Source organism: Candidatus Litorirhabdus singularis, from assembly GCF_026262625.1.
Lineage (GTDB): Bacteria > Pseudomonadota > Gammaproteobacteria > Pseudomonadales > Halieaceae > Litorirhabdus > Litorirhabdus singularis.
Genome location: NZ_SHNN01000001.1, coordinates 1,158,945 through 1,170,125, shown reverse-complemented (window position 1 = coordinate 1,170,125; position 11,181 = coordinate 1,158,945). Strand labels below are relative to the sequence as shown.

10 protein-coding genes and 1 pseudogene are annotated in these 11,181 nt (G+C 55.3%); 4 read left to right on the top strand and 7 right to left on the bottom strand.

From position 1 onward, the window contains the following. Window positions 1-47: 47 nt before the first annotated feature. Window positions 48-665 carry a TetR/AcrR family transcriptional regulator gene (locus EYC98_RS05260; RefSeq protein WP_279244258.1) on the bottom strand — a complete coding sequence of 206 codons (618 nt, stop codon included), beginning with the start codon at window positions 663-665 and terminating at the stop codon, window positions 48-50. 157 nt (window positions 666-822) lie between these two features. Here EYC98_RS05260 and EYC98_RS05255 point away from each other — a divergent pair, with 157 nt between their 5' ends. Continuing rightward, entirely contained in the window at window positions 823-2,241 is a 1,419-nt protein-coding gene (locus EYC98_RS05255) for a carotenoid oxygenase family protein (RefSeq protein WP_279244257.1), read from the top strand. Beyond that, on the top strand, window positions 2,213-2,425 hold the full coding sequence (locus EYC98_RS05250; RefSeq protein ID WP_320415539.1) for a YqaE/Pmp3 family membrane protein: 213 nt from the start codon (window positions 2,213-2,215) through the stop codon (window positions 2,423-2,425). Before EYC98_RS05255 ends, EYC98_RS05250 begins: the two co-directional genes overlap by 29 nt. A gap of 105 nt (window positions 2,426-2,530) precedes the next feature. Here the strand turns inward: EYC98_RS05250 and EYC98_RS05245 are convergent. The 5 genes and pseudogenes from EYC98_RS05245 to EYC98_RS05225 all read right to left on the bottom strand — a co-directional run. Continuing rightward, window positions 2,531-3,721 (bottom strand): annotated as a pseudogene (locus tag EYC98_RS05245) (MFS transporter); the annotation flags it as partial. A 30-nt stretch (window positions 3,722-3,751) separates the two neighbouring features. Next, complete coding sequence (locus EYC98_RS05240; RefSeq protein ID WP_279244255.1) at window positions 3,752-4,246, bottom strand: LEA/WHy family protein; 495 nt, start codon at window positions 4,244-4,246, stop codon at window positions 3,752-3,754. 146 nt (window positions 4,247-4,392) lie between these two features. Then, complete coding sequence (locus EYC98_RS05235; RefSeq protein ID WP_279244254.1) at window positions 4,393-6,279, bottom strand: hydantoinase B/oxoprolinase family protein; 1,887 nt, start codon at window positions 6,277-6,279, stop codon at window positions 4,393-4,395. Window positions 6,280-6,290: 11 nt separating this feature from the next. Further along, on the bottom strand, window positions 6,291-8,348 hold the full coding sequence (locus tag EYC98_RS05230; protein ID WP_279244253.1) for a hydantoinase/oxoprolinase family protein: 2,058 nt from the start codon (window positions 8,346-8,348) through the stop codon (window positions 6,291-6,293). A gap of 97 nt (window positions 8,349-8,445) precedes the next feature. Continuing rightward, window positions 8,446-9,342 carry a hydroxymethylglutaryl-CoA lyase gene (locus EYC98_RS05225; protein WP_279244252.1) on the bottom strand — a complete coding sequence of 299 codons (897 nt, stop codon included), beginning with the start codon at window positions 9,340-9,342 and terminating at the stop codon, window positions 8,446-8,448. Window positions 9,343-9,439: 97 nt separating this feature from the next. On the opposite strand from EYC98_RS05225, the gene EYC98_RS05220 reads away from it, so the two are divergent. Continuing rightward, on the top strand, window positions 9,440-10,003 hold the full coding sequence (locus tag EYC98_RS05220; protein ID WP_279244251.1) for a hypothetical protein: 564 nt from the start codon (window positions 9,440-9,442) through the stop codon (window positions 10,001-10,003). Between the two features lie 6 nt (window positions 10,004-10,009). Here the strand turns inward: EYC98_RS05220 and EYC98_RS05215 are convergent, their stop codons facing one another. After that, window positions 10,010-10,528, bottom strand: a complete 519-nt coding sequence (locus EYC98_RS05215; RefSeq protein ID WP_279244250.1) for a P-loop NTPase family protein — start codon at window positions 10,526-10,528, stop codon at window positions 10,010-10,012. 272 nt (window positions 10,529-10,800) lie between these two features. On the opposite strand from EYC98_RS05215, the gene EYC98_RS05210 reads away from it, so the two are divergent. Further along, the gene (locus EYC98_RS05210) at window positions 10,801-11,178 is read left to right on the top strand and encodes an EthD domain-containing protein (protein WP_279244249.1); all 378 of its coding nucleotides are present in this window, start codon (window positions 10,801-10,803) and stop codon (window positions 11,176-11,178) included. The last annotated feature ends 3 nt before the right edge of the window (window positions 11,179-11,181 follow it).

Sequence of the window (11,181 nt, the reverse complement as noted above, 5' to 3'; positions counted from 1 at the left end):
ATTATAGTTATAGATAAAGCTTTAAATAAAAATATCAGATAAGTTCTCTACTGCACAGCAAGCCCCTGGAAGATGGCCGCTAATACAAAATCCTGAATTTCCTGCATAGAATACTCTGCGCCCACCAGGTGGCTGATACGGTTATCGTTGGCCAGCGATACAAAGCCGTGCACTGTTGATAGGATCGCTACGGCCTGCAACATAGTGTCGCCTTCGCGCAAAATACCCATCCTCTGGCACAGCTTGAGATCAGTCAGCATTTGTTCAAATGCCGCGGTGCTGGTATGACGCAACGAATCCTGTCCACTGCTGGACAGTAAGTCACCGCTGAACATCACTCGGTAATACGCCGGGTAATGCATAGCAAAATGCAGATAGGCCATCCCACTGGCCGAGAACTGATCCAGCGGATCAGGTCCAGCCGCCGCCTTGTCCGCCATCATGTTGGTATGCATCAGCTCAAAGCCCTGCTCAACCACCGCCAAAATGAGATCGTCTTTATCGGCAAAGTGTCGATAGGGCGCAGCGTGAGAAACGCCCGCGCGCCTAGCAACTTCGCGGATCGTCAGGCCCTGGGGTCCGGTATCGTCAATCACCTCCAGCGCCGCCTGCAGCAATGCAGAGCGCAAGTCGCCATGGTGATAAGCCGGTTTGGCAGCGGTCAATTGAGTCTACCCGTTGTTATTTTGAAGGCCAGTCTACCTCACTTTTAGCAAGATGTTGATATTGTAAACTTTAATATTCAATGCTATGTTGCTGCTGTAAACACCAGTTCAATGGCCGCAAACTGCCGCTCAACATAATAATGGGAAGAGGTGAATCATGACCGAAGCAATGCCTGAAAATCGTTTTTTGGAGGGGTGTTTCGCCCCGATAGACCAAGAGTATACCCACGAGGTACTACCGATTACTGGCGAGGTGCCACGGGATCTGAATGGTAGCTTCTATCGCAACGGACCCAACGTGAAATTTGCTCCCCGCGGCGACTATCACCTGTTCGCCGGTGACGGAATGACCCACGCCTTTCACATAGAAGACGGCAAAGTGGGCTATCGCAATCGCTGGATAGAGACCGCCAAATTCAAGCTTGAAAACGAAGTGGGCCGTGGCGTCATCAACCCGATGAACCCTTTCGACTGCGAAAAAGGCTATGAAGAGTTCGTTTTCAATGACAAGGACGGTCTAGCCAATACCGCCTGTGTCTGGCATGCCGGCAAAATGCTCATACTGGAAGAAGGCCACCAGCCTTTTCAGGTCGACCCGGTCACGCTCGAGTCCATCGGGACCTATGACTACAACGGCAAACTGACTACGGCGATGACCGCCCATCCCAAGGTTGATCCACGCACCGGCGAGCTAATTTTCTTTGCCTATATGTCCACCGGGCCTTTTGAGTCAGATTTCACCGTACACAAGGTGGACCGCAATGGCGTACTCACCAGTTCCGAGTGCATCAAAACGCCATACTCAGCTATGATCCACGACTTCGTGGTTACCGAAAACTACATTGTCGTAGCCGTGTTTCCGCTGACCGGCAGCCTCGACCGCGCCATGGTCGGCGAAGCCCCGTTTGCCTGGGAACCAGAGCGCGGCGCCTCGATTGCCGTTATTCCTCGCGTTGGCGGCAATGCTGCCAATACCCGCTGGGTCGAATGCGATCCGTTCTTTGTGTTCCACTACATGAATGGCTTCGATAAAGACGGCGTGATTACCGTTGACGGATGTCAGTTTGAATATGCGCCGCTGTTCCCCAATGCGAAGGGCGAAATGATGCCTGATGTTGCGCCTTACCTGAGCCGCTGGAGCATCGACATGAACCAGGCCAATCCGCGCGTGGTGAGCAACCAGATAGACCCTATCCCTTCCGAATTCCCCCAGTGTGACCCACGCTTTGCGATGCAAGAATATAAGGTTGGCTTTCTCACCGCACCAGATGGCGATGGCGATGGGATGTACAATCAACTGGGCCGCTTCAATCTGGCCGACAATAGCAGCGAGCGCTATACCTTCGGTCCGCGTGATACGACCTTCACGTCCGAGGCTATATTTGTACCCAAGTCTGATGATGCTCCCGAAGGTCAGGGCTATGTACTCTCAGTGGTCACCGATTTGCCCAGTGATACCAGTGCTCTGTACATCATGGATGCCGAGAACCTGGCGGGCGGACCGTTGGCAGTGGCTCAACTTTCTAACCGAATTCCTGTAGGATTCCATGGAGGCTGGCGTCCCGCTGGCAGCTAATAAGGAAAATAACATTATGAGCATTCTCAATCTGATACTGGCGATCCTGCTTCCACCGGTTGGAGCATTCCTTCAAGTGGGCACAAGCAAGCATTTGTGGATCAATATCGTGCTTTGTTTCCTCTTCTGGTTCCCCGCTGTAATTCACGCAGTATGGTTGGTGGCGACACAACAGAAAGGCTGACACTGAACGAAAACAGGGGCCGTTGTGGCCTGCATTAGCACTTTATGGTGCTAGTGCAGTCTTGCAGCGGCCCTTTTTTGTCCCCCTAAAAAACTCCGGCAGATTTTATTTTTTGGTTAAAGATAGGTCAGGCACCAGAAAAAACGCCCAGAACACCAAGCACAGCGCCATCACGACACACAGCACCCACGCCTGCGGGTAACCATAAAAATAGAGCCCCGCCCCTGCGACCAGCGGGCCAACGACCCGCCCCCAGGAACCAGCGGAAGAGGTAGTACCCATCATCCTTCCACGCAGCATCGCCGGTGTCCGCTTCGTCGCAATGCTGTTCAGTATGGGCATTGTAAAAGTCCCGCCGGTGGCGGCGATCAAGAAGGCAGCAATCATAGGTACCGTGGTGGTGGCAAAAATCGCCATTATCAGACCGACTAACATGATGCAGACGCCGGTCCTCAAAAAGCGTAATTCACCCATCCACTGCGAAAGCGGGCCTACCAGCAAACCCTGCAATATCGCCATCATCAGGCCTTGAGCACCGAAAATGATACCCACCTCACGCGCGCCCCAACCCAGTAAATCCCCCACCCACAGTGGCAACAGGTAGGTGATCGCTGTGACACAGGCAGTATGCATCGAGAACTGTAAAACCAGCAGACGATTGCCGTTTTCCGTGAGCATTGCCAGCAGCGACAACGTGGGCTGCGAGCCATGATGTGCCCGATGGTCAGCGCGCTGCTGCGGCCCGTGACTCTCGGGCAAAAAGAACAGTGCGGCGATAATCGCGGCCACAGACATAGTGCCAGCAACGATACAGGGCAACATGAAACTACCATCGCTACCGGCAAGAGTGCCGCCGAGCACCGGACCCAGCACCATGCCCAATCCAAATGCCGCACCCAGCATTCCCATACCCTTGGCCCGATTGGCCGGCGTGGTAATGTCTGCGATCATCGCGGTGGCGACGCCAAAGTTTCCCGCTGCCAAGCCCGCGAAAGTACGAGCCAAGTAAATCATCCACAGCTCAGTCGCCAACGCCAGACCAACATAGGACAGCGCACCGCCGGAGAGACAAATAATCAGCACCGGCTTGCGCCCCAAACGGTCCGAAAGGCGGCCCCAGAATGGACCGCAGACACCAGCGGCCGCAGCGTAGACGACGATCAGAAGCGCTATATCAAGCTTATCGGCGCCCAATTGAGGAGCCATAAACGGCAGTATGGGAATAACGATCCCAAAACCAATCAGGTCCAATAATATGGTGGCAAAAAGAATTGGCATGGGCTTAGCGGGCCTGTTGCGAGCAGGCGCGAGCGCTCTGGAAACTGATCAGTTAGCCGCGCTGCTGGATTTCGTACCCAGACCAACACTGCCTTCTTTGTTGACACGGATGGCTCTGGGCAACTGTGCTACTGAAATTTTAGTTTTCAACTCGTACTTCAATTCCTGCTCCGGTGGCCGCTCCATCATATTGCGAATAAAGCCCAATGAACCCAGCATGCTAGCAGCACCTTCCAGCTCAACCCGCCCCTCACCATAGGCCGGAATACTGATAGGGGCTGAATCGGCACCACTCAACAACTTGCTGCCCTCGACTTCCAATTCGTAATAAACGCCCTCGATATCCAAGGGGATCGCATTAGGATTCACTACGCGCAGGGTAATGCCAAAACGCGCCTCCATGCCCTCGGATTTAAGCGGCTTGAAGCCGACCAATTCGATGGATGGGGCCTCAAACGGATCACCACCTGGATTTAAACCAGCACAGGCGCTTAACAGCACCAGAGCCACTGCTGGCAGCAGTCCCTTTATCAATTTATACACACTCAATCTCCCCAGCTTCACGTTGTGCTCAAGTCATGACCAGCGGCACGGTAAATCACGCGGCGGCCAGCGCCGTCTCATGCCGCGCGCCGCACCGGTGATTACTACCTTCTTATCGTGCATATTGCTTTCTTAGGCAGCTCACCTTAACCGGGCTGACTCTGCCGGAATGTCGGCGCGACCGGCGGTGGCAGGTGTGTCTCTTCCAGACAACGAGCTTTAATTTCTTCGATGGTGCCGCCGAAGTTGAATACCGGTATATCGTCACCGCGCTCGGCTACAAGCTCAGCACGCAGCGCATCAGTGGCCGCGCTATCTACCGCACCGTTGCTGATCACCACGCCGTAACGACGCGCGCCTTCCACAGACACCAAACCCCGTTCAACGTCAGTCATTACCAGAGCGGGATCACGGGCATAGGGATCGCCCCAGCCGCCGCCACCCCAGGTATTGAAGTACAGCACATCACCCACCTTGACCTTGATGCCCTCTACCTTGGCTGGCACCCATTCCTCGCTGCCATCTGCTCGCACCAGCCGCTTGGTCGAGCGCATGCCGGTTTCACCCCCGTTAACACCCCAGGGGTACATCAGCCAGCGCTCATCATGAATACCAATCTCACCATCGCAGAGGAAATGGTAAGCCACGCTCAAACCATTACCTCCGCGGTGCAGGCCGGCGCCACCAGAGTCAATAATTGTCTGGTAAGTCTCGATACGCAGCGGAAAGTAAGACTCAATAAACTCGTTAGGCACGTTGGTGAAACCCGGCCACAGCGAGTGGCCATCGGGACCATCGCCAACCGGTCGACCTGGAATACCACCAAAGCCAATCTGGAACAGTTGAAACCACTCATTCCCCTTGCCCTCACGATGGTCGTATCCGGAATAGAACAGGTGCGGTGAGTCCGAAAAGCCCGCGGCGTTGAGCATCTCCTGTGGTGCGCCCATACCGAGCAGAGCACCTAGTACATCAAAAATACGGCCCAGAGCATGGGTGCGGCCTGACAATGCCGCCGGGTAGTTTGGTTTCAGCAGGGTGCCCTGGGGAATGCGTACATCCACCAGATCGTAGAAGCCGTCATTGAAGACGATCTGTGGGTCAACCACGTTAATAGTGAAAGAGCCGAAGAACATTTTGAACATGTCTTCGTTTAAAAAGAAGTTAACCGAGCTTTGCGCTTGCGGGTCGGTACCCTCAAAATCAAAGATCGCCTTGGAACCTTCTCGCCACAGCTTGCACTGAATTTTGTAGGGCCCCATACCCATGCCATCGTCACACAGGTAGTCGGTAAAGCTGCGCGGCTCTTCCGGCACAATCATTTCGATAATCGCCTTCATTGCCTTATGGTTACGCGCCAGCATGGTGTCCATGGTGGTATACAGCACGTCGTCTCCAAACCGGTCGGACAATTCCAACACGCGTTTGGCAGCAGTATTACAGGCTGCTACCAAAGCATTCAGATCGAAGCGGTTCCATTGTGAGGTGCGCACGTTGTGTAAAATCAGCTCGAGAATATCGCTCTGTAACTCGCCTTTCTTGTAAAGCTTTACCGGCGGAATACGGATGCCTTCCTGAAAAATGTTGGTGGCTTCAATAGGTATAGAACCCGGCACCATGCCACCGTTGTCTGACATATGGCCAAACATCGCTGACCAGGCTATGTGTCGCCCATTCTTGAATACCGGCTTTAACACCAGCCAGTCTGGCAGGTGCGATACCGCCGCATTACAGACATAGGGATCGTTGGTGAGAATGATGTCACCTTCTTCAATCTCGCCGTCGAACACTTCCAGAAACGGACCAATAAAGGAGCCAAACTGGCCGACGACCATTTTGCCCTCGACGTTGGCAATCATCGGAAAGCAGTCGCCCTGCTCACGGATTCCAGGCGACATGGCCGTGCGAAATAGTACCGCGTCCATTTCCTCGCGCGCGTTACGCAGCGCGTTCTCGATGATGTCTACAGTGACGCCCTCGACGTCTACTTTGTTGAGAGGGTCGCTATTGGTTTGCAATATTGTAGCTGGCATGACGTTTCCCTCTAAGCCTTGTTAATCAGCAGGTTGCCCACGGTATCGACCGCTGCGACATAGCCGGGCAGGATCACTGTGGTGGAGTCCATTTCACTGACGATCGCCGGTCCCGGCACGGTCAGCCCTTCATGCAGCTTGCCGCGGTCGTAAATAACAGCGGCATAGGTTTCGCCGTCGTAGTAAAAGCTGGTGTCGTGTAACTTGCAGTCCTCTACCGTCGCCCCAGCCTCGCCGCGAGTAAACTCAGCAATAGCCCGAGTGCGGGCCTTGACCACGGCGCGAATCATCAGGATTTCATGGCCGTCGCCGAGCTTAAAGGTGAAAAGCTGTTCGTGCTCGTCGTCAAAGGTCTGGGTCAGCAGGGCCAGGCCTTTGTCGCGCAATTCCTGCTCGGTGAAGTCCACGGTAATCTGAAACGCCTGTCCCACGTAGCGCAAGTCAGCCTGAAAGGTGACTTCATGGTCGCTGCTGGGTATACCATCTTCGATCAGCGACAGACCACCACGCTCCTGCAGTTCCAGCAGATCCGCCACTAACTGGTCATCACTGACATCTTCGGCCATACGGATATAGGTACGTGTGGCTTCATCCTGGACCTGAGTCGTAGCATCACCGTAGGCACACAGTACGCCAGGTCCCGGCGGCACAATAACCGGCCAGGCATCAGTCAGAATGCCCAGCGCATTGGCATGCAAAGGCCCCGCACCACCAAAGCCAACCAGCGCAAAATCGCGCGGGTCGTAGCCCTGCTCTACCGAGACAAGCCGCAGCGCGCCAAACATGGATTCATTAACGACTCGAATCATGCCTTCTGCGGCCGCTTCCAGTGAAATGCCCATGGCGTCCGCCGCCTTCTGTACCGCTTTCTCAGAGGCCGCACGATTAATTTCCATAGCACCACCGAGTTGCACATCGGAAGGTAGGTAACCTAATACCACGTTGGCATCACAGACTGTTGGCTCCTCACCCCCCTTCATATAACAGGCGGGCCCCGGCACGGCGCCCGCAGACTCGGGGCCCACGCGCAGCGCCTTGGTCAACTCCGGCACAAACGCTATAGACCCACCGCCGGCACCCACTGTGCGGACATCCACGGAGGGAGCACGAACCCTCACATCACCAACAATAGTTTCACGCCTCACTCTGGCTTTGCCATTCTGGATCAGTGCCACGTCAGTAGAGGTGCCGCCCATATCAAAGGTCAGAATATTGTCGAACCCGGCTCGACTACAAAAATACATCGCACCCGCGACGCCACCGGCAGGGCCCGACATCAGGAGATTAACGGGGGACTCAGAGGCGCCGCGGCCAGAGGCCAGGCCGCCGTCTGAGCGCAGTATCGATAGTTGGGTATCTTCTCCCAGTCGATCCGCCAGAGACCGCTGCAGGTTCTCAACGTACTTGGCTACCTCAGGACGCACATAGGAGTTAACGACCGTGGTTTCGGTACGCTCGTACTCCTGCATCTCAGGTACTACATCGCTGGAGATGGAAATCGGCATATCACTAAAAATCTCACGGGCAATCTTGGCAGCCCGCTGTTCATGGGCGCCATTGATATAGGAGTTGATGAAGCAAATGGTCAGCGCTTCCACTTCCCCTTTGGCATGCAGCGCCTGCAAACTTTCACGCAGCGCTACCTCGTCCAAATCTGTCACCACAACGCCGTCGGCACCGATGCGCTCAATCGCGCCAATGGTCAATTCCAGCGGCGCCAGCAAGGGGTCTTTCATGAAACCAACCCAACCTCCCAGGCCGCCCGGACAAAATGATCGCGCCACTTGTAAGGTATGCTCATAACCTGCGGTAGTCACCAGCCCAACGCGAGCACCACGTCCGGTCAAGACAGCATTGGTTGCAACGGTGGTACCGTGCATCACCAACTTGATGGCCTGCGGATCAACCTGTGATTCATCGCAAATTCTGGCGACGCCGTTAAGCACGCCTATGGAGGAGTCCTCAGGGGTTGACGGCACTTTTGCAGTCCAGGTTTCGCCACTGTCTTCATTAATCAGCAGCAAGTCGGTGAAAGTACCGCCCACATCTACGCCTAATCGATAACTCATGCTGTTTGATTCCTCGAGTTTTGGTCTGTCTATTCTAGTCTGTTAAATACGCGGAGGTGTAGCGGTTCCCTATCACTGCACTAACGACACAGCACGCCTACAGCGTACCTTTCTCAATTTGGCGCCGTAACCAGCGGATAGAGTTACCCCCCTGCGGGTGGCCCACAAGTTCGGATACCACATCAACAGCTGCCACCAGCTTTACCAGATCAATGCCGGTCGTAAATCCCATCTGCCCAAGCATAAGCGCTACATCCTCTGTGGCAACGTTACCGGTTGCACCCGGCGCAAACGGGCAGCCACCCAGGCCGCCAATAGACGCGTCAAACTTGCGTATACCTGACTCCAGCGCCGCCGCCACATTGGCCACTCCCATGCCACGTGTATCATGGAAATGACAGCTTAAGCGATCGGCGCCAAACTCTTGGGCAGCCAGTTGGGTCAACCGCTTGACGCCAGCAGGGTCGGCAGCGCCGATGGTATCCGCCAGCACCACTTCGTCAGCACCATGAGCAAACATATCCCGCGCCAGCCCCAGTACCACGTCCTGATCTATCACACCCTCAAACGGACACTCCCAGGCGGTGGCAATACAGGCCAGCGTCTTAACACCGTCGGCCTGCGCCGCCGTCACAATATCTTCACAACCGGCCATAGCTGCTTCGGTGGTCGCATTGATATTCTCGCGATTCATCGTTTGCGAGGCCGCCACCACCAGTTCCACCTGCGTGACGCCAGCGGCAGTGGCCAAATCATAGCCTTTTCGATTGGGAATCAGCGCCGAATAGACCGCAGCACCGACCGGTAGACCCGCCACTACTTCGGCGGCACCCGCCATCGCCGGCACCGCTTTGGGAGAAACAAAGCTGCCTACTTCAATAGCGGGCAAACCGGCTGCCAGCAGCGCTTCTATCAGCCTCAGCCGTTCGGCCGGAGCCAGAGTGCGGGATTGATTCTGCAGTCCGTCTCGGGGACCCACATCGTTGATTGTCACTAATTCTTTCATCGCGCCAGTATACGCTCTCACCGATGTTCATGGACACTATGATAAGTGTTCTGACCATGATTTGTGATAGCTTGGCAGACGCAGATTGCTCTACACTAGAACCATGCAGCATCCCTTCCTATGGCTAAATCCTAAGTCACTACCCCGCCTCCTGGTGGTTCTCACTCTGGTGCTGCTGGCTCTGTCGGCCTGGATGTTGGCACTGGACCAGACTCTGGTTAACGAACAAGCCCCCCAGGGCATCGTCTCCTTTGAGCTGGCCGGCAATGCCGACAAAGCCGCCCGTATTCTTGCCGTTTGGGCGGCACCGCAGCGGGAACAGGCTATGTTTATGCAGGGCATGGATAACCTGTATCTGTTGGTATACCCAACCTGGCTGGCATTAACGCTGACCTTATTGGCGAGCGGACTGGGTCCGCGCAGCCAGCGCCTGGCTCAGGGCCTGGCCTGGCTGGTGTTATTCGCAATACCACTGGACCTGACAGAAAACTACGCCTTATTGGTGCAGTTACGCCACGGCGCCAGCAACCACTGGGCTGCCCTCGCTCTGCTTTGCGCGGTGCCCAAGTTTGGCCTGGTCGCATTGGCGGCGGCCAGTTGTCTGGTGCTTGGTATTGCGCGACTGATACAGCGACTGGGCAAAGCCTAAGCCAACTCAACCCGGTTCCAATGTCGCCAGAAAATTCCTTATTTCAGCCCGGCTGCGTAACTGATAGACGCGACGGGTAGCCGCAGCCTGCTCGCAATAAGCGCGGTAGCGCGGCGTCAGGAGGCGACGGCAGGGCAGCAGCACCCGGTAGCTACTCAGCGTGCTGCGCCACATAGGACTGCGTTCCGGCCAACCCTCTGGCGCTGAAAACAGCCCCTTCAGCAAGCGCTTAATTACCTGCCAGCCATGCAACGGCAAGGGTAAGTCGATATGAATCAGCGTATCGGCCGCATCCAGTCGCTGCCATAAAGTCTCCGGGCAGCCATAACCGTCGATGAGCCAACGCTCCTGAGTCAGAATTTGGGAATGAGCTCGTCGATAATCTGCTGGCGGCACGGCAACGCCGCCGGGCAGCCAGGCCAATTTATCCAGAGTATGTAATGGCAGCCCGGTGTGCTGGGCCAGCGCACGGCTCAAGGTTGATTTACCGCCACCGGCGTTACCAAATATCGCTACTTTTTTCATTTTACTGCAATCCTGCTATGCCCCCGGACTATTGGGCAGGCACAAAAAACCCGCCGGGTGGCGGGTTTAAGATACGTGCCTTAGGCACAGCTAATCCCACCGAAACTGCGGCAGAATAATAATATTCATGGATAACTTCTTCAGACCTTGGCGCATGTCTGGCTCCTTAACTCTTACGATTAGTCTAGCACAGCTTTCCGGGATACATAGACCCTCGCCCGCAGCTCATGTCAGACTGTGAGCGTAGTGACACCATTGCCGGAGAAACCAAGATGATTAAACTGATTTATTGCATCAGCAAACGGGAAGACTTAGACGCCGCGGAATTTTACCGCTACTGGCTACAGGACCATGCGCCGCTGGTGAAATCTGTAGCAGCCGCCATTGGTGCAAGCCGCTATGTGCAGAGTCACACCGCACTCCCGGAGGTGAATGCGATATTTCAGGCGGGGCGCGGACTCGAAGCGCCCTATGACGGTATCACCGAACTCTGGTGGCAGGATCAGGCCGCCTTCGAACAGGGCACTGCCACCCCCGAGGGCGTGGCGGCGGCCCGTCAATTGCAAGCAGACGAAGCAAACTTTATCGACTTCTCACGCTCGCGCATTTTTATGAGCGAAGAGCATGAGATTTTCGACCTTGCCCAGTGAAAC